Annotated in this window: 14 protein-coding genes; 13 read left to right on the top strand and 1 reads right to left on the bottom strand. The window is 63.5% G+C overall.

Annotation, left to right across the window (positions count from 1 at the left end; translation table 11 throughout):
- Position 1 precedes the first annotated feature (1 nt).
- The 3 genes from C404_RS32100 to C404_RS32090 all read left to right on the top strand — a co-directional run bounded on the left by C404_RS32100 (position 2) and on the right by C404_RS32090 (position 3,981).
- A complete protein-coding gene (locus C404_RS32100) occupies positions 2-1,051 on the top strand; it encodes an aldo/keto reductase (protein ID WP_021192779.1) in 1,050 nt (349 codons plus the stop codon).
- On the top strand, positions 1,048-2,496 hold the full coding sequence (locus C404_RS32095; protein WP_021192778.1) for an NAD-dependent succinate-semialdehyde dehydrogenase: 1,449 nt from the start codon (positions 1,048-1,050) through the stop codon (positions 2,494-2,496). The genes C404_RS32100 and C404_RS32095 overlap by 4 nt, the downstream gene beginning before the upstream one ends.
- Before the next feature lie 150 nt (positions 2,497-2,646).
- Positions 2,647-3,981: an MFS transporter gene (locus C404_RS32090; RefSeq protein ID WP_235180610.1), complete on the top strand. Its 1,335-nt coding sequence runs from the start codon at positions 2,647-2,649 to the stop codon at positions 3,979-3,981.
- A 41-nt stretch (positions 3,982-4,022) separates the two neighbouring features.
- Here C404_RS32090 and C404_RS32085 read toward each other — a convergent pair whose 3' ends face one another.
- Positions 4,023-4,898 (bottom strand): LysR substrate-binding domain-containing protein, encoded by an 876-nt coding sequence (locus C404_RS32085; protein ID WP_021192776.1) that lies wholly within the window; start codon positions 4,896-4,898, stop codon positions 4,023-4,025.
- Positions 4,899-5,268: 370 nt separating this feature from the next.
- Here C404_RS32085 and aldA point away from each other — a divergent pair, with 370 nt between their 5' ends.
- The 10 genes from aldA (at position 5,269) to C404_RS32035 (ending at position 18,239) form a co-directional block, all read left to right on the top strand.
- The gene (gene aldA / locus C404_RS32080) at positions 5,269-6,693 is read left to right on the top strand and encodes an aldehyde dehydrogenase (protein ID WP_021192775.1); all 1,425 of its coding nucleotides are present in this window, start codon (positions 5,269-5,271) and stop codon (positions 6,691-6,693) included.
- Between the two features lie 108 nt (positions 6,694-6,801).
- A complete protein-coding gene (locus C404_RS32075) occupies positions 6,802-8,115 on the top strand; it encodes an MFS transporter (RefSeq protein ID WP_021192774.1) in 1,314 nt (437 codons plus the stop codon).
- 22 nt (positions 8,116-8,137) lie between these two features.
- Positions 8,138-9,460 carry an MFS transporter gene (locus tag C404_RS32070; RefSeq protein ID WP_021192773.1) on the top strand — a complete coding sequence of 441 codons (1,323 nt, stop codon included), beginning with the start codon at positions 8,138-8,140 and terminating at the stop codon, positions 9,458-9,460.
- Positions 9,457-10,674: a mandelate racemase/muconate lactonizing enzyme family protein gene (locus C404_RS32065; RefSeq protein WP_021192772.1), complete on the top strand. Its 1,218-nt coding sequence runs from the start codon at positions 9,457-9,459 to the stop codon at positions 10,672-10,674. Before C404_RS32070 ends, C404_RS32065 begins: the two co-directional genes overlap by 4 nt.
- Before the next feature lie 18 nt (positions 10,675-10,692).
- The gene (locus C404_RS32060) at positions 10,693-12,375 is read left to right on the top strand and encodes a GMC family oxidoreductase (protein WP_031328729.1); all 1,683 of its coding nucleotides are present in this window, start codon (positions 10,693-10,695) and stop codon (positions 12,373-12,375) included.
- A 162-nt stretch (positions 12,376-12,537) separates the two neighbouring features.
- Positions 12,538-13,683, top strand: coding sequence for a porin (locus tag C404_RS32055; RefSeq protein ID WP_021192770.1), 1,146 nt, complete (start codon positions 12,538-12,540; stop codon positions 13,681-13,683).
- Between the two features lie 246 nt (positions 13,684-13,929).
- Entirely contained in the window at positions 13,930-15,030 is a 1,101-nt protein-coding gene (locus C404_RS32050; protein ID WP_021192769.1) for a branched-chain amino acid aminotransferase, read from the top strand.
- A 15-nt stretch (positions 15,031-15,045) separates the two neighbouring features.
- A complete protein-coding gene (locus C404_RS32045; RefSeq protein ID WP_021192768.1) occupies positions 15,046-15,849 on the top strand; it encodes an alpha/beta fold hydrolase in 804 nt (267 codons plus the stop codon).
- Between the two features lie 28 nt (positions 15,850-15,877).
- Positions 15,878-16,771, top strand: coding sequence for a LysR family transcriptional regulator (locus C404_RS32040; protein WP_021192767.1), 894 nt, complete (start codon positions 15,878-15,880; stop codon positions 16,769-16,771).
- Between the two features lie 175 nt (positions 16,772-16,946).
- On the top strand, positions 16,947-18,239 hold the full coding sequence (locus C404_RS32035) for a glycerate kinase type-2 family protein (RefSeq protein ID WP_021192766.1): 1,293 nt from the start codon (positions 16,947-16,949) through the stop codon (positions 18,237-18,239).
- Positions 18,240-18,460 lie beyond the last annotated feature (221 nt).

The following is an 18,460-nucleotide window of genomic DNA, read 5'->3' as shown; positions in this document are numbered from 1 at the left end:
GATGGAATACGTCCGCCTGGGCCAATCCGGCCTGAAGGTGTCGCGCCTGTGTCTGGGCACGATGAACATGGGCACGCCGCAGTGGAAGCCGTGGATCTTTGATGAGGCGCAAAGCGAGTCCATCGTGCGTCACGCGCTAGAAGCCGGTGTCAACTTCATCGACTTGGCTGACTTCTACTCGACCGGTGTCGGCGAAGAGGTGGTTGGCCGCATCCTGAAGCGCCTCGCGCGCCGCGAAGAGCTGGTCGTGACCACCAAGGTGGGCTACGACATGGGCAACTATCCCAATGCGGGTGGCCATTCGCGCAAACACATCCTCGATGGCATTGATGCGTCGCTCAGGCGACTCGAGATGGACTATGTCGATGTCTACATGCTGCATTTCTTCGACGTGAACACGCCTGTTGAGGAAACCATGCGCGCGATGCACGACGTTGTCGAGGCCGGCAAGGCCCGCTACCTCGGTGTGTCGACCATGTACACGTGGCAGTTCGCCAAGATCATGCAGGTGTGCGAGCGCAACGGCTGGCACAAGCCGATCAATATGCAGCTCCAGCTCAACCTCGCTTACCGCGAAGAAGAGCGCGAGATGGTGCCGTACTGCATCGACCAGGGGGTTGGTGTGTCGGTGTTCAGCCCGCTGGCGCGCGGCCTGCTGACGTGCGAGCCGAAATCGACCCGCAACCAGACCGACTTCTTTACCGCGCAGATGTATGGCGATCCGGCGTCGCTGGCGATTGCGGAATCGGTGGCGAGGGTCGCGAAGCGCCGGGGCGTGGCGCCTGCACAGATCGCGCAAGCCTGGGTGCTGAACCAAAAGGGTATCGACAGCATGCTGGTGGGGGCGGATTCGGTTGAGCAGTTCAACAGCGCACTCGGTGCTCTGGGCACCCAACTCACTGAGGAAGAACTGTTCGAGCTGGAGCGCAACTACACGCCTTGCGATCTCATCAATGACTACACCGCTGGTCGCCGCATCGCGCGCGAGTCGCGTCCGGCGCAAGGCGTTTTTGCAGCACAGCCGCTGTTGGAAGGAGTTGAAACGGCATGAGCGAATTTCTCAAGACCGGCCACTACATTGGTGGCGAATGGTACGAGCCGCAGGGCGGTGCAGCCACCTACGCGGTGCTGAACCCCGCAACGGGCGAAGCCATTGCGCAGGTTTCCAAGGGTGGCGCTGCCGAAACCCAGCAGGCCATTGATGCCGCCGAGCGCGCACTACCGGCCTGGCGCGCACTCACCGCCAAGGAGCGCGGCGCACGGGTCAAGCGCTGGGGCGAACTGATGCTCGAACACCGCGATGCACTGGCCGAGCTGATGTCGCGCGAGCAAGGCAAGCCGTTGACAGAAGCCAAGGGCGAAGTCGCGTATGCCGCGAGCTTTCTGGAGTGGTTTGCCGAAGAAGCCAAGCGCATGTACGGCGACGTGATCCCCAGCCCGAAGCCGAACGCGCAGATTGTCGTCACGCGTGAGCCGATTGGTGTGGTGGCGGCCATCACGCCGTGGAACTTCCCGCTGGCGATGATCACGCGCAAGGCGGGTCCCGCGCTGGCGGCCGGTTGCACGATGGTGCTCAAACCGTCGGAAGAAACGCCGCTGTCGGCATTTGCGCTGGCCGTGCTGGCCGAGCGCGCAGGCGTGCCGGCTGGCGTGTTCAACGTCGTGTCGGGTGATGCGGTGGCCATCGGCACGGTGCTCACGGGGTCGGAGGTCGTGCGCAAACTGTCGTTCACGGGCTCGACACGCGTGGGCAAGCTGCTTGCCAAACAGTCGGCAGACACGCTGAAGAAGCTGTCGCTGGAGCTGGGTGGCAACGCGCCGTTTATCGTGTTTGATGATGCCGATCTCGATGCAGCGGTGGAAGGCGCCATGGCTTCCAAGTTCCGCAACACCGGGCAGACCTGCGTGTGCGTGAACCGCTTCCTGGTGCAAGACGGTGTATACGACGCGTTCACGCAAAAGCTGGCGGCGGCGGTCAAGAAGCAGCGCGTGGGCAATGCGCTCACGGGCGACGTCGAGCAGGGGCCGTTGATCAACGCGGCGGCACTCGCCAAGGTGGAAGCGCACGTTGCTGACGCAACGGCCAAGGGCGCTGCGGTGGTCACTGGCGGCAAGCGCCACGCGCTGGGCGGTACGTTCTACGAGCCGACCGTGCTGACAGGCATGACGCCCGACATGCTGATCGCGGAAGAGGAAACCTTCGGCCCCGTCGCCGCGTGCTTCCGCTTTGAGACCGAGGAAGAGGCGATTGCCGTCGCCAATGACACCCCGTTTGGCCTGTCCGCGTACTTTTACACGCGTGACCTCGGTCGCGCATGGCGTGTCTCGGGCGCGTTGGAAAGCGGGATGGTGGGTGTCAACGACGGCATCATTTCGACCGAAGTCGCCCCCTTCGGCGGCGTGAAGCAATCCGGCCTAGGCCGCGAAGGCTCGAAGTACGGCATCGACGAGTACGTCGAACTCAAGTACACGCTGATGGCCGGTCTCGGCCGCTAAGTCGCTCCCCCAGCGATTGCGCCGCGCACCTCGTCAGGCTGCGCGGCGCGCCTTTCCCCTCGCCGAGGCGTCTCACGCCCGCGCATCACTCATAAAAATTCAGGAGGAGCCATGAGCCATTCGAATGCTCAGTATGTGGCTGACGGCACCATGCCGCAGCCGTCCACGGTTAAACGCCTGCAAGGTCGGGTCAATCTCGACGATGTTCCGCTGAACCGCTTTCATATCAAGATCGCCGGCCTGACGTTCGGTGCGCACCTGACCGAAGGCTACGTGCTGGGGACCGTTGGTTATGCGCTCAGCGCCATGGGCAACCAGATGCCGCTCGATCCGTTCTGGATGGGGATGCTTGGCAGCTCCGCGTTGATCGGCATCTTCTTGGGCAGCCTCCTGTTTGGCCGTCTGTCCGACATCATGGGCCGTCAGAAGATCTTCCTGACGAGCTTCCTGATCATCACCGTCGCTTCGGCAGCGCAGTTCTTCGTGACGTCACCGATGGAGCTGTTCCTGCTGCGTATCTTGATTGGTATCGGGATGGGCGGTGACTTTTCGGTTGGCCATGCGATTTTGGCGGAGTTCTCGCCACGCAAGCATCGTGGGGTCTTGCTGGGTTCGTTCAGCGTGATCTGGACCGTGGGCTACGTCGTCGCCAACGTGCTCGGCATGGTCTACGCGCACGCCACGCCGGATTCCTGGCGCTGGCTGCTGGCCTCGGCCGCATTGCCTGCCGCAATCATCCTGTTCCTGCGCATGGGCACGCCGGAGTCCCCGCGCTGGTTGGCCGGTAAGGGACGCATGAAGGAAGCGCGCGCGATTGTTGCCAAGTTCTTCGGCCCGAACGTCGTGCTGGACGGCGCGGCCGAACCGCACGCCAACGTGGGTTTCGGGCGTCTGTTTCAGCCGGATCTGATTCGCCGCACGCTCTTCAACTGCGTGTTCTTCATGTGCCTGGTGATCCCGTACTTCGCGATCTACACGTTCTTGCCGACGATCCTCTGGACGATCGGACTGTCGCAAGGGTTTGGCACGGATCTGCTGCTCAATGCTTTCCTCGTACTCGGCGCACTGGTCGGCATCTGGCTCACGATCGTGTTGTCGCGACGTGGCTTTCTGATCGGCTCATTTGCGGTGACCTGCGTGTCGCTTCTGGTGCTGGCGCTGCTGCCGTCCACGGCATCGGTCGGCATGATTATCGCGTTCGCAATCTTCACGCTCACGATGTCGGCGTTCAGCAACTTGGTTGGCGTGTTTCCTCCCGAATGCTTCCCGACGGAAGTGCGGGCAAGCGGCGTCGGTCTCTCTGTTGCGTGCAGTCGGCTGGGGTCTGCGGTGGGCACGTTCCTGCTGCCGGTCAGTATTACGACGCTGGGGTTCCAGGCAACGATGTTCGCGCTTGCCGGGGTGCTGTTGGTCGGGATGATCGTGTCGATTGCGTGGGCGCCGGAGACAAAGCATCTGACGCTCAACCAGGCGGCGGGTCACTGAGACACACCGGCAAACAACAAGCTGGGCGGGGCGCCTGCCAGTCAGGTCCGCTCCGCCACTTGCTCCCGCAACCACGCAGCAAATGCACGTACGTGTTCGGCCGCTACGTTGGCTGGCTCAACATCCAGCCAGTAGCCGAACGGGCCGACCACCTGCGCGGGCGACAGCCGCACCAGCGTGCCGTCACCGATCTCCTCTTCGATCATGTTCAGATCAACGATGGCGAGCCCCGCACCCTTGCGCGCGGCGTGGATCGCCTGCTCGAGTGTCGAAAATTCGATGCCATCGCTAACCCGTGTGTAGGGGATGCCTGCTTGCGCGCACCAGTCGACCCACATCGTCAGGCGCTTGCCCTCGTGCAATACATGCAATGGCGACAGCTTGCCGAACAGCGTATCGAGTGTTTCGCCCGAAAATCTCGGCGCACCCACCAAGGCGTGCCGCTCCATCATCAGTAGTTCTGAATGCATGTCCGGCAGCGCTGCGCGTCCGAAACGGATGCGGCAATCGCAGTCGTCCGACGCATCGGTGCGGATCGACAGTTCAACATCCGGCTGCGCCTCAGAGAGCGTGCCCAGCCGTGGCGAGAACCACTGTGTCGCTAGCGTGGGCGGCAGCGATACCGTGAGGCGGCGCTTCGTTTTCGGAGGCGCTGCGGCCACCTCTCCAACGCCGCGCTCGATGGCGTTGAACGCCTGCTCGACAAACGGCAGAAGGCGCTGACCAGCATCGGTCAAGTTGACGCCTTTGTGGTCACGCTCAAAAAGCTGCGCGCCAAGCGCGTCTTCCAGCAGGCGGATCTGTCGGCTGACCGCGCTTTGCGTAACAAACAGCGAAGCCGCCGCGCGGCTGAAGCTGAGGTGACGCGCGGTCTCCTCGAAGAATCGCAGCGCGATCAGCGATGGTAGGCGTCGCATGGTGTCGGTGTCCTCTGGTTCGTCGATGCCGGCTCCGCTGGTTTGCGGGAAGTCAAACTATGTCACAACGCCCAGGCACGTTTTCGACGTCGACGCGGCGAGACGTTATGCGCTTCGTCGCTTGTCGACATTCGGATACGTCCGAATTTTTCGGTGTCGCATGATTGGCGATTCTTGCTGTGGTTTCGCGCATCGCCTTGTGTGGCGCGCGCTTGCGGCAGATCGGTGGATACAGCATGAGTTTTTCGCATACCCGCTGTAACAATAAGTCGTTTGTCGGGCTCTGAACGGCTGAACAGAATGCGCTCCTGTCCTGTGATGCGCGATCGCTCATGCGGCGATTAGTGCATCCGTCCGAAGGAGCCTCTTCATGCGTACCGAGCGCAACTATGTGAACGGCCGGTTTGCCGATGCGCAATGCGATGCAGTCATCGTTGTTCATAACCCCGCCACCGAAGCACCGTTTGCACGCGTGTCGGCGGCGACAGCCGATGAGGCAGTCGCCGCTGTCGAGGCAGCGGCCGCCGCGCAGAAGGCCTGGCGCAAGCTGCCGAGCACCGAGCGCGCAGCTTACCTGCACAAGCTCGCCGACGCGCTGACGGCGCGTGCCCCCGAGATTAGCGCAGCGCTCGCGCGGGAGTCGGGCAAGAGCCTGGAAGACGCTTCAAACGAAGCCATCTACGCCGGTCAGATCACGCGCTATCACGCCGAGTGGGCACGCCGGATCGAGGGGGAGGTGATCCCCAGCGATGCGCCGGACGAGAGCCTCTTCCTGCAACGCGAGCCGATCGGCGTTGTGGCGTGCCTGATTCCGTTCAACTACCCCGTCTATACGCTGCTGCGAAAGATCGCCCCGGCGCTGATTACGGGCAACACCGTGGTGGTTCGGCCCAGCAACAACACGCCCGTTTCGGCTTTCGAAATTGCAAAGGCGGTTGAGGATGCCGGCTTTCCGCCGGGTGTCGTCAACATTCTGGCGATGGATCACGCCACGGCCGAGGTGCTATGCACCCACGCGGCGGTCGGCATGATCACGCTCACGGGCAGCGTGAATGCCGGCCGCAAGGTACTCGACTACTGCAAGGTGAACATTGCCAAGCCGTCGCTGGAGCTTGGCGGCAAGACGCCTGCCATCGTTGAGCCGGATACAGACCTGGAAGCGGTGGCCGCTGCGCTTGTCGCGGCCAAGGTCGCACATTGCGGTCAACGTTGCACGGCCATCGAGCGCGTGTACGTGCATGAGAGCGTGCACGACCGCTTTGTCGCCCTGCTCAAGGGGCAGATGGCCGCCGTGCGCATCGGTGACCGTGCGGTTGATCCGTCGTGCATGGGGCCCCAGGTGAGCGCATTGGCGCGCGCCGGCATTCACGCGATGGTCGAGGGTGCCATTGCCGACGGTGCAACGCTGGAGACCGGCGGAAAGCTGCCCGATGGTCCCGGCTTCTTTTACCCGGCCACGCTGCTGACCAACTGCCGTCAGGACATGGAGATCGTTCAGGAAGAGACCTTCGGTCCGATTCTGGCCGTGCTGCGCTACTCCACGATCGACGAAGCCATTGCCTTGGCCAACGACCATCAGTTCGGCCTGGCATCGGTGCTCTACACCGAGAACTACCGCACCGCCATGAAGGTGGCCAATGCCATCGAATCTGGCGAGCTGTACGTCAACCGCACACCGGCTGATCCATACCAGGGCTACCACGCCGGCTGGAAGCGATCCGGCCTTGGCGGCGACGACGGCAAGCACGGGATGCTCGAGTTCACGCAAACACGTCTGGTGGTCATGAAGTACTGACCGGCTGGCCGTACCGCGCCGTGTTTTCGCAGTCGGTAGCGCGGCGCGCCGTTTCCCCCAAAAAGAACAATTGGAACAGCGGACACGCTTTCCTCGGAGACCACCCAAATGACGACCTCCACCTCGGCGGCGCAAGCTGCGTCGCGCTCTGCCGGTGACGCGCAGCAGTCCGCACGCACGCAACGCTACATCCAGCTGGCGCTTGTCGTGCTGGCAGCCGGCACGATCTACCCGATGCTGTATCTGCGGCAGTACTACGGGCCGACGATGCAGGCGTTCTTTGGCATCAACGACATACAGCTCGGTCAGTTGTACTCCACGCTGGGCTTGGTATTCGTTGCGTGCTACATCCCCAGCGGCTGGCTGGCAGACCGCGTCGCGCCGCGTATCCTGATCAGCTTCTCGCTGTATCTCACGGGCGCGCTCGGGTTCCTGTATTCGACGGCGCCGGCGTTTCCGGTGCTGATGGTGATCTTCGGCTGCTGGGGCGTCTCCACCGGCCTCACGTTCTGGTCGGCCGTCATCAAGCGGGTGAACTCGATCGCCACCGACAGCGAGCGCGGACGTTTCTTCGGCATGCTCGATGGCGGTCGCGGCTTGGTCGAGGCATCACTGGCCTTCATCGCCGTCTCGGTGTTTGCTTATTTCACACGCAATCACTCGGAGTTCGAAGGCTTCCGCGTGGTGCTGCTGATGTACTCCACCTTGTGCATGGTGATTGCGACCGTTCTGGCCTTCATCAAGGACAAGCGGTCGGGCGTCGTGCCCGCGGCACCCAAAGCCAAAGCGCGCAAGGGCAGCACGCTGGACGACCTGAAGACCCTGGCCAAGATTCCGGACCTGTGGATTCTCGCGGCGGTGGTGTTCTGCGGCTATCAACTGTTTTGGTCCACCTACAACTTTGCGGCCTATCTGCGGGTGGGCGATTTCGGCCTGGCCGCCACGGTGACCGGCTTCATCACCATGGCAAAGATGTGGACGCGTCCGGTTGCCGGCATTGGTGGTGGCTACCTGTCCGACAAGCTGTCGCGCGAGGGCGTGCTGGCCGGTGTGCTGGTGTGCGGTAGCGCGGCCCTGGCCACCCTGGCGCTGATGCCTGCGGGGGCTCCGCTGGTCGCGCTGGTGGGTCTCGTACTGTTTGTGGGGCTGATGGCGTACGGTGTGCGCGGCTTGTACTGGGCGCTGCTCGATAAGTGCAAGGTGCCCGAGCATTGCACGGGCCTGGCCATTGGCCTGGTTTCGATGATCGGCTATTCGCCCGATATCTTTCTGCCGCTGCTTAGCGGGCATCTCACGACCAAGTATCCGCATGGGCTGGGTTACCGCTACTTCTTCTTCTACATCGTGGCGGTGGCGCTGTGTGGCGCGTTTGGTGCGCTGGTTTTGAAGCGTCGCTTTGGCCGTCAGGCGAAGCGGGCATAAGGACGTAGAGGCGTTCCAAGCCATGCAGACGCAATCGACTCAGGCAGGTTCCGTCGCGTTGTCGACCGACGCGCGCGCTTCGCGTAACGCACGCACGCAGCGTTATGTGCAGCTGATGTTGCTGGTGATCGCTGCCGGTGCGATCTACCCGATGCTGTATCTGCGGCAGGTCTACCAGTCGACGATGCTGGCGTTCTTCCACATCGACGATGTGCAACTGGGCTATCTGTATTCGTCGCTCGGCACGATTTTCCTGTTGAGCTACCTGCCCAGCGGCTGGCTGGCAGACCGCCTGCCGCCGCGCTGGTTGATCTGCTTTTCGCTGCTGGCGACGGGCGCGCTCGGCCTGCTGTACGTAACCGGGCCGTCGTTCGCGGTGCTGGTGGTGATCTTTGGTGCCTGGGGCCTGAGCACGGGGCTGACGTTCTGGGCTGCGGTCATCAAGCGCGTGAACATGATTGCCGGCCCGGATGAGCAGGGGCGCTTCTTTGGTTTGCTCGATGGTGGGCGTGGACTGATCGAGGCGCTGCTCGCCACCATTGCGATTGCGTTGTTCGCCTATGTCACGCAAACACGTGGCGACTCGGATATCGAGGGCTTCAAGCGCGTCGTCCACCTGTATGCGTTCTGCTGTATTGCGCTGGGTGTGCTGCTTGCGCTGGTGAAGGACGGTCAGCCTGCCGCGCAGCGCGGTGCCAAGGCTGCCAGCGCCAAGCGTGGGAGCGTGCTGGCCGATCTGAAAACGCTCGCCGCCATTCCCGAGTTGTGGCTGGTCGTCGCCATCGTGTTCTGCGGCTATCAGGTGTTCTGGGCAACCTACAGCTTCTCGGCCTATCTGCACGAAGGCGGCTTTGGCCTGAGCGCTACCGCAGCAGGCGCCATCGCGACGCTCAAGCTGTGGATGCGCCCGATTGGCGGCATTGGCGGTGGTTGGCTGGGCGATCGCACGTCCAAGGCGTCGGTGTTGTTCTGGGCGCTGGTGCTTGCGGCAGTATCGCTGGTCGGGCTGATCTTCGCGCCGACCCATAGCCCCGCAGCCATGCTGGTGGTGCTGGTGCTGTTCATCGGCATCCTGACCTATGCGGTGCGCGGGCTCTACTGGTCGCTGCTGGATGACTGCAAGGTGCCGCCGCATTGTGCCGGCCTTGCCATTGGCCTGATCTCGGTACTGGGCTATGCGCCCGACGTGTTCCTTCCGCTCATCAATGGCTACATCACGCAGACCTTTGCCGGCGCGCGTGGCTATCAACTGTTCTTCGGCTACATCGCCGCCGTTGCCCTGCTGGGTGCGGGCGCAGCAGCCATCCTCAAACAACGCTTGAACCGCAAGAAGGAAACGCCATGAAAGTCGTCTCGCTTGAAACACACGTCGTTGCTGTTCCGCCACCGCATGTGGGTGGCATGTACTGGCTGTTCGTCAAGATCAAAACTGACGACGGCATCGAGGGCGTGGGCGAAATCTACTCGGCAACGTTCCATCCCAAAGCCATGGTGCCGATCATCGAAGATGTGTTCGAGCGCTACCTGCTGAACCAGGACCCGCATCACACCGAGCGCCTGTTCCGCCAGTGCTATTCGAGTGGTTTCACGCAGCGCCCCGACCTCACGATGATGGGCGTGGTCAGCGGCCTGGAGATGGCTTGCTGGGACATCATCGGCAAGGCTGCGGGCAAGCCGGTGCATGAACTGCTGGGCGGCAAGGTGAACGAGCGTCTGCGTTCGTACACGTATCTGTACCCGAAGAACGCGCAGGGCGAGTACGACTACGACGATCCGGATCTCGCAGCAGAATGCGCGCTGGAAAACGTCAAGCTAGGCTTCACCGCCGTGAAGTTCGACCCGGCTGGTCCGTACACCGCTTACTCCGGTCATCAGCTGTCGATGGAAGTGCTCGACCGCTGCGAGCTGTTCTGCCGCCGCGTGCGCGAAGCGGTTGGCAGCAAGGCCGACCTGCTGTTCGGCACGCATGGTCAGATGGTGCCGTCATCGGCTATCCGCCTGGCCAAGCGGTTGGAGAAGTACGATCCGCTGTGGTTTGAAGAGCCGGTGCCGCCTGGCCAGGAAGAGGCCATGGCAACCATCGCGCAGCACACGTCCATCCCCATCGCCACGGGCGAACGCCTGACCACGAAGTACGAATTCCACAAGCTGCTGCAAGCGGGCGGCGCGTCGATTCTTCAACTGAACGTTGCGCGCGTCGGCGGTCTGCTCGAAGCCAAGAAGATCGCCACGCTGGCGGAAGTGCACTACGCGCAGATCGCACCGCACCTGTACAACGGCCCGGTGGGCGCGGCCGCGAGCATCCAGCTTGCCGCCTGCACGCCGAACTTCCTGATCCAGGAAAGCATCATGACGTGGGGTGGTTTCCACGCAGAAGTCGTCAAGACGCCGATCAGCTGGGAAGACGGCTACATCATCCCGTCCAACGAACCCGGCTTGGGCATCGAGCTGAACATGGACGTGGTGCGCGCGCATTCGCCGTACACCGGCCAGCGCCTGCATCTGCAGATGGGCGAAAAGCCTGTCGACGTGAAAGACCTGGCGCCCGCCAAGGGCTGATTGCGCGACGAGGGCGGCATGACTTACGACTACATCATCGTCGGCGCGGGTTCGGCCGGCTGCATTCTGGCGAACCGGCTGAGCGAATCCGGCAAGTACTCGGTACTGCTGATCGAGGCCGGCGAGCGCGATGCCTCGTTCTGGTTCAAGGTGCCGGTCGGCTTTACCAAGACCTACTACAACCGCCTGTACAACTGGATGTACTACAGCGAACCGGAGGCGGAACTGAGCGGGCGCAAGCTCTACTGCCCGCGCGGCAAGGTGGTGGGCGGCTCCGGTTCGATCAACGCGATGGTGTACGTGCGTGGTCAGCGCAGCGACTTTGACGACTGGGCGGCAGCCGGTAACCTGGGCTGGTCATTCGACGATGTGCTGCCTTATTTCCGCAAGCTTGAATCGCACGCGGCCGCCGCGACCGATCCAGAGCATCACGGCGCGGCCGGGCCGATTCACATCACGTCGATGAAGGCGGATGTGCACCCGATCGTCCACGAATTCCTGAAGGGCTGCGAGCAGCTGAAACTGCCGCGTACGCACGACTTCAACGGTGCGCAGTTCGAGGGCGCTGGCATCTACGACCTGAACACGAAGAACGGTGAGCGTTGCTCGAGCAGCTTCGCGTATCTGCGCCCAGCGGAAAGCCGCTCGAACCTGACCGTGCGCTCCAGCACCCTGGTGCGACGTGTGCAGTTTGACGGCAAGCGCGCCGTTGGCGTGGTCGTGGCAGGCCCTAGCGGTGATGAGGTCATCGGTGCGTCGCGCGAGGTGATTCTTGCTGCGGGCGCGGTCGATACCCCCAAGCTGCTGCAGTTGTCCGGCGTGGGGGATCCAACCTTGCTCAGGCGTCATCAGGTGCCGGTCGTGCAGGCGTTGCCGGCCGTTGGGCGCAACCTGCAGGACCACCTGTGCGTGAGCTTCTACTTCAAGGCGAATCGCCCCACATTGAACGACGAGATGGGCACGCTGCTTGGCAAGATGAAGATCGGCCTGCGCTACCTGTCGACCAAGCGTGGCCCGCTGGCGATGAGCGTGAACCAGGCGGGTGGCTTCTTCCGTGGTGCGCCGGATGTGCAAGCGCCGAACATCCAGCTCTATTTCAACCCGCTGTCGTACCGGATTCCGAAGAGCGAGCACGCGAGCATCGAACCGGAACCGTACTCGGGGTTTCTGATTGCGTTCAATCCATGCCGACCGACGAGCCGTGGCGCGATCGAGATCGCCTCAAACCGTGCAGAGGATGCGGCAAAGATCCACATCAACGCGCTCACGACGCAGAAGGACCTTGACGAGGCTGTGCAGGGCAGCAAGGTGATTCGATCGCTGATGTGTGCGCCAGCCCTGAAGGCGATGACGGTGGAAGAGATTTCACCGGGGCCGCAGATGCAGTCCGATGAGGATCTGTTGCAGTACTTCCGCGAGCAATCCGGTTCGATCTACCACCTGTGCGGTTCCTGCGCGATGGGCCCGGATGCGGCCACGTCGGTCGTCGACGCGTCGTTGCGCGTGCATGGTCTGGTTGGTCTGCGGGTGGTCGACGCGTCGGTGTTTCCGAACATCACGTCCGGCAACATCAACGCGCCAACGATGATGGTTGCGGAGAAGGGCGCGGATCTGATTCTCCAGGGTGCAGCAGCCCGCGATGCGGCAGCCGTACGTCGTGTCGAAGCACATGAACCGGTGGTGGTGTCGCCAGCGGCTTGAGCGTGCGCCATGTGATCTGCCCAATTCAGATCAATCTCATTGGTGCTGGGTGCGGTGCATGCCAACGTGTCGCCCGTCGCGGCCGCTGGCGAACGCGTGGGTGTGCATTCGCCACGCAGTTTGATACGACAAAAAAACGACTGACTTAGGGAGCTAGCAGGAATGAAGAGACACGTTGTCGCGCTCGCGGTATCGACCGCATGGGCCGGAGCGGCAGCTGCGCAAAGCAGCGTCACGCTGTATGGCGTGATTGACCAAGGCATTAACTACACCAACAACGTCGGCGGCCACAGCCTCGTGGAGATGGCAAGCGGTCATGTGCAAGGCAGCCGCTGGGGCTTGCGTGGCAGCGAGGATCTGGGCGCTGGTACGAAAGCCATCTTCCAATTGGAGAACGGCTTTAGCGCAGACACTGGCCGATTTGGACAGGGCGGGCGCATGTTTGGCCGGCAAGCCTATGTGGGCCTGAGCGACGCCCAGGCGGGTACGCTGACGCTGGGTCGCCAGTATGACTCCGTGGTGGATTTTCTCGCGCCCACGACCGCAAACGGCAACTGGGCGGGCTGGCAATTTGCACACCCGTTCGACAACGACAATACCGACAACTCGTTCCGCCTGGATAACGCAATCAAGTATGCGAGCCCCGATTTTGGCGGCTTCCAGTTTGGCGGTGCGTACGCGTTTGGCGAAAGCACATCGTTCTCCGATAACCGCGTCTATAGCTTCGGCGCGAAGTACACCAACGGCGGGCTCAAGCTGGGTGCGGGCTACATGTTTGGCAGCAGGGTCGGCAGTACCCCCGGCGGTGCCCTGGCAACGAACGACGCGACCTACATTGCGTCGCAAATGCGCGTCTTCGGGGCGGGCATCAACTACACGACGGGCCCGGCAACGGTTGGCTTTGTGTACTCCAACTCGAACTACCGCAACCCGACTGGCAATAGCTACGTGAGCGCGATTGCCGCGCCGGGTGTAACGGTCGACGCGATCAAGTACCACAACTTTGAAGTCAGCGGTAAGTACCAGATCACGCCAGCGTTCTTCCTGGGCAGCCAGTATGTGCTGTCACTGCTGAAGTACGATGCGTCGACCGGTCGGGCCACGCCGCGCATCCACACGGTGGGGTTGATGGCGGACTACGCCTTCTCCAAGCGCACGGACGTGTATTTGCAGACGTCGTATCAGCACGTTGCTGGCGGCAAGACCGGCGCAGCGGCACTGGACGGCGCATTCGTGCCGACCACGGCGGCACCGTCTTCGACGTCTTCGCAGGCCACCGTGCGCCTTGCGCTGCGTCACAAGTTCTGACGCAAACTTGCCTGGGCGGCCAGTAAGTCTTTGAAAATAAAGGCTTGCTGACCTCGCCCGTGAACGAGATACCCCGATGTGGGCGGCATTGCCGCTTGCGTCGGGGTATTTCATTTGGAGCGTCGCTGGGGGATTGGTTCGGCCTGGGCAACGGCGCGCGCGTGAATACGCAACCAAATTGCACCGGCAATGGCGCAAAATAGCGGTTTGGGCGTTTTTGCGCCCCTCGCACCCCATGGAGACGGTATGAACAACGTTGTCGAGTCGACCCTTTCGATCGAACAGAACCCGAACCCCGTGCCCGCCGCCGAGCGTGCTCGCCTGCTGGAGAGCCCGGCTTTCGGCCGCGTGTTCACCGACCACATGGCCACCATCCGCTACACCGAGGGCAAAGGCTGGCACGACGCGAAGGTGGGCGCGCGCGGTGTGATCCCGACGGATCCGGCGACGCAGGTATTGCACTACGCGCAGGAAATTTTTGAGGGCATGAAGGCGTATCGGCTGCCGGATGGCGGCGGTGCATTGTTCCGACCCGACGCCAATGCACGCCGCTTCCAGAACTCCGCCAAGCGCCTGGCAATGCCCGCGCTGCCGGAAGATCTGTTCCTGCAATCCGTGCGCGAACTCGTGAAGCTGGACCGCGAATGGATTCCGTCGGGCGAGGGTTCCGCGCTGTATCTGCGGCCGTTCATGATTGCCACCGAGGTTGCACTGGGCGTCAAGCCCGCGGCTGAATATCTGTATTGCGTGATCGCCTGCCCGGTGGGCGCGTACTTCAAGGGCGGCGCGTCGGCGGCTGTCACGATCTGGGTGTCGGACACCTACACGCGCGCCGCACCCGGCGGTACGGGCGATGCCAAGTGCGGCGGCAACTATGCGGCCAGCCTGCTCGCCCAGGCCGAAGCCACACGCGAGGGCTGCGACCAGGTGGTCTTCCTTGATGCAGTGGAGCGCCGCTGGATTGAAGAACTCGGCGGCATGAATGTGTTCTTCGTCTTTGAAGACGGCTCGCTGCAGACGCCCCCGTTGACCGGCACGATTCTGCCAGGCATCACGCGCGATTCCCTGATCACCCTGGCGCGCGACATGGGCCTGACCGTGCGCGAAGAGCCGTATTCCATCGACCAATGGCAGGCCGACGCCCAGAGCGGTCGCTTGCGTGAAGCCTTTGCATGCGGTACCGCCGCCGTGGTCACGCCCATCGGCAAAGTGAAGGGCCACAAGCACAACTTCACCATCGGCGATGGCGGGGCGGGCGCGCTGACCACCAAGCTGAAGGCTGCACTGGTCGAACTGCAGAACGGCCGCGCGCCGGATCCGCACAGCTGGCTCGACCGCGTGTTCTGAACCCGGCGCTCGGATATGACGGAGTCGCTTTCCCTGGACGCAGCCGAGACGTGGGTCACCACCGTCAACGGCCGTCTCTATGCCAAGCGTTGGGGTGGCGCGGCGGATGACGCCGCGCTGCCGCCCATCGTGCTGCTGCATGATTCGCTCGGCTGCGTTGCGCTGTGGCGCGAGTTTCCGCAGCGCCTGGCGCAGGCGACCGGGCGCGCGGTGATTGCCTATGACCGGCTCGGTTTCGGCCAGTCGGATTCGCACCGGGGCCCGATCGGGGCGGATTTCATCCGCCAGGAGGCCCATACCGGCTTTTCCGCCCTGATTGACCAGTTTGGCGTGGAGCGTTTCATTGTCTTTGGCCACAGCGTGGGCGGCGGCATGGCGGTGTCGATTGCTGCCGCGTATCCGGACCGTTGCGCTGGGCTGATCACCGAGTCTGCGCAAGCCTTTGTTGAAGAGCAGACGCGCGCCGGCATCCGCACTGCCCAGGCCCAGTTTGCCGAGCCCGGCCAGATGTCACGCCTGGAGCGGTATCACGGCGACAAGGCGCCTTGGGTCTTGGATGCCTGGGTCAGCACGTGGTTGTCGCCCGCGTTTGCCGACTGGTGCCTGGATGAAGACCTGCTGGGTGTCCGCTGCCCGGTGCTCGCCATGCACGGTACGGAAGACGAGTATGGCTCGACCGCGCAGCCCGAGCGCATTGTGACCTTGGCCGGCGCACCGGCTCGGCTGGCGTTGCTGCAGCACTGCGGTCACGTGCCGCATCGGGAGCAGGAAGCCACGGTGCTGGATACCGTGAAGCCGTTCGTGGCGGCGTCCCGCTGATCCGCGATCGGCCATTTGGCGCTGCCCCATGGAACTCTATCAACTCAAGGCTGTACTTGCTGTTGCACGCACCGGCCAGCTCGCACGCGCTGCAGAGCAACTGCATCTGACGCAATCCGCCATCTCCAAGCAGATCAAGGGGCTGGAGGATGAGCTGGGCGTGCTGCTGTTCGACCGCACGCCCACCGGCATGACGGTCACCGCTGCGGGCCGACGCTTGCTGCCGATTGCCGGGCGCGTGGTCGATGCCACGCAGGAGATGACGGCACTGGCATCGTCGCTGCGGGGCAATGTCTCCGGTGTGCTGCGCTTGGGCACGATCATCGATCCGGAGTCGATCCGACTGGGGCCGCTGCTGGCGGCGCTGCTGCAGTTCTATCCGCACATCGATGTGACGCTGGCACACGGCATTTCTGGCAGCGTGCTGCAGATGCTGCGTGATGGCCAGGTCGACGCAGGCTTCTACCTGGGCACCTTGCACGATCCGGAGATCACCGTGCACCCGCTTGCCGTGGAGCACTACGTGGTGGTGGCGCCCGCCGCGTGGGAGGCCAAGCTGCGCGGGGCCAGCCTGCAGGAGCTTGCTGCCATGCCGTGGCTGGCGACGCCCGCCGGCAGCTCGCAGCACGGCATGGTCGCGCAGATGTTTGCCGAACGCGGCCTGTCGCACAACACCGTGGTCGAGGCCGATCAAGAAGCGTCGATGATCGAACTGGTGCAGTCCGGTGTGGCCCTGGGGATCATGCGCGAGCGTCTGGCCGCCGGCATGGTGCAGAGCGGCCAGGCCGTCATCTGGGATGGCGCCCGGCTGCCATGCCCGCTGTGCCTGCTGCATCGTCGTGCCAGTGCGGACAATCCCATGGTCCAGGCCCTGCTGGCGACCTTGCCGATGATCTGGCAACCCGAGGCGGACGTCGCCTGAACCGGGTATCCCATCCTAGGGTTTGCCCGGGCAAGCGCCCCGCTTGTCAGCCGCAAAGCGTTGCCCCATCAGGGGTTGCCTGCGCGTTCAGGCGGTCTTGAAGATTCTCCAATAGGCGACTTGCGCGCCGCTCCGTAGACTGCCTCCAACCTGTTCATTCCGCTCGAGGCTTCTCATGCAACCTACGTCCCCCGCCAACCAACCCGCGCTGCTGCGCGCCATGTTCGATGCCGCTGTGGCCAGCGCCCAGCCGTCGCTCTGCCTGGCGCAGCATCTGCCGCCGGCGCCCAAGGGACGGACCATTGTCATCGGTGCGGGCAAGGCATCGGCCGCCATGGCCCAGGCACTTGAAGCGCATTGGCCGGGGCCACTCGAAGGGCTGGTCGTCACCCGCTACGGTTATGCCGTGCCGTGCGAGCGCATCGAGATTGTCGAGGCGGCACACCCGGTGCCGGACGCGGCTGGCCTGGAAGCCACGGCTCGCGTGCGCCAACTGGTGTCGGGGCTGACCGAAGACGACCTCGTCATCGCACTGATTTCCGGTGGTGGTTCGGCACTGCTCGTGGCGCCGGGCGAAGGCATCAGCCTGGCCGACAAGCAGGCCGTGAATGCGGCGCTGCTCAAGAGCGGCGCGAACATTGCCGAGATGAATTGCGTGCGGCGCCATCTGTCGCAGGTCAAGGGCGGGCGGCTGGCGGCGGCCTGTCACCCGGCGCGTGTGGTGACGCTGCTGATTTCTGACGTGCCGGGCGACAACCCGGTCGACATCGCGTCCGGCCCCACGGTGGCAGACCCGACCACGCGTGCGGACGCCCTGGCGATCATCGAGCGCTACCGGATCGCCGTGCCCGACAACGTGCGTGCCTTCCTTGCGAAGGACGAAGCGGAGAGCATCAAGCCGGGCGACGCACGTCTGCAGAACATCACCACGCGCATCATCACGGCACCGCAGATCGCTCTGGAGGCTGCGGCAAAGGTGGCAGAGGCAGCAGGCTACACGCCGTACATCCTGGGTGACAGCCTGGAAGGCGAGGCGCGCGACCTGGGCCTGGCGATGGCCGGCATCGCGCGTCAGGTGGTGCAGCGCGGCCAGCCGTTCAAGACGCCGTGCGTGCTGCTGTCGGGCGGCGAGACGACCGTCACTGTCACGGGCAGCGGCCGCGGTGGGCGCAACGTGGAGTTCCTGCTCTCGCTGGCGGTGGCGCTGGACGGGCTGCCCGGCGTACACGCCATTGCCGGTGACACCGACGGCGTGGACGGTGCCGAAGAGATTGCCGGCGCCATCATCGCGCCCGACACGCTCGCCCGTGCATGGGCAGCTGGCATCCAGCCGCGCAAGAGCCTCGACAACAACGACGGCCACGGCTTCTTCCAGGCGCTGGGCGACTCCGTCATCACCGGGCCGACGCTGACCAACGTCAACGATTTCCGCGCCATCATCATCGATACGCCGACCGGCGCAGCGTAAGACGAGCGTGCTGCCTGATGTGCCATCTGAGGCGCTTGTCAGGCAGTCCGTGCGTGTGCGTTGCACCAAAATCGAACGATCGTTTGTAAAACGCCAGTTTCAATCACCAGCGTTTTTCCCGCCCGTGCGCGCCATGCCACGGGCGTTCCTGTTTGGAAGTGCCAGCCTAAACTGAGACATTGGCAAGCTCCTTCTGTCGCTCCTATAAAACAGGCGTTGGG

The sequence above is a fragment of the Ralstonia sp. AU12-08 genome, from assembly GCF_000442475.1.
Lineage (GTDB): Bacteria > Pseudomonadota > Gammaproteobacteria > Burkholderiales > Burkholderiaceae > Ralstonia > Ralstonia insidiosa.
This window is presented reverse-complemented; position numbering and strand designations above follow the sequence as displayed.

Coding starts and splice junctions, on each gene's coding strand:
- C404_RS32100 (WP_021192779.1), top strand. CDS start 2: ATGGAATACGTCCGCCTGGGCCAATCCGGCCTGAAGGTGTCGCGCCTG.
- C404_RS32095 (WP_021192778.1), top strand. CDS start 1,048: ATGAGCGAATTTCTCAAGACCGGCCACTACATTGGTGGCGAATGGTAC.
- C404_RS32090 (WP_235180610.1), top strand. CDS start 2,647: ATGCCGCAGCCGTCCACGGTTAAACGCCTGCAAGGTCGGGTCAATCTC.
- C404_RS32085 (WP_021192776.1), bottom strand. CDS start 4,898: ATGCGACGCCTACCATCGCTGATCGCGCTGCGATTCTTCGAGGAGACC.
- aldA (WP_021192775.1), top strand. CDS start 5,269: ATGCGTACCGAGCGCAACTATGTGAACGGCCGGTTTGCCGATGCGCAA.
- C404_RS32075 (WP_021192774.1), top strand. CDS start 6,802: ATGACGACCTCCACCTCGGCGGCGCAAGCTGCGTCGCGCTCTGCCGGT.
- C404_RS32070 (WP_021192773.1), top strand. CDS start 8,138: ATGCAGACGCAATCGACTCAGGCAGGTTCCGTCGCGTTGTCGACCGAC.
- C404_RS32065 (WP_021192772.1), top strand. CDS start 9,457: ATGAAAGTCGTCTCGCTTGAAACACACGTCGTTGCTGTTCCGCCACCG.
- C404_RS32060 (WP_031328729.1), top strand. CDS start 10,693: ATGACTTACGACTACATCATCGTCGGCGCGGGTTCGGCCGGCTGCATT.
- C404_RS32055 (WP_021192770.1), top strand. CDS start 12,538: ATGAAGAGACACGTTGTCGCGCTCGCGGTATCGACCGCATGGGCCGGA.
- C404_RS32050 (WP_021192769.1), top strand. CDS start 13,930: ATGAACAACGTTGTCGAGTCGACCCTTTCGATCGAACAGAACCCGAAC.
- C404_RS32045 (WP_021192768.1), top strand. CDS start 15,046: ATGACGGAGTCGCTTTCCCTGGACGCAGCCGAGACGTGGGTCACCACC.
- C404_RS32040 (WP_021192767.1), top strand. CDS start 15,878: ATGGAACTCTATCAACTCAAGGCTGTACTTGCTGTTGCACGCACCGGC.
- C404_RS32035 (WP_021192766.1), top strand. CDS start 16,947: ATGCAACCTACGTCCCCCGCCAACCAACCCGCGCTGCTGCGCGCCATG.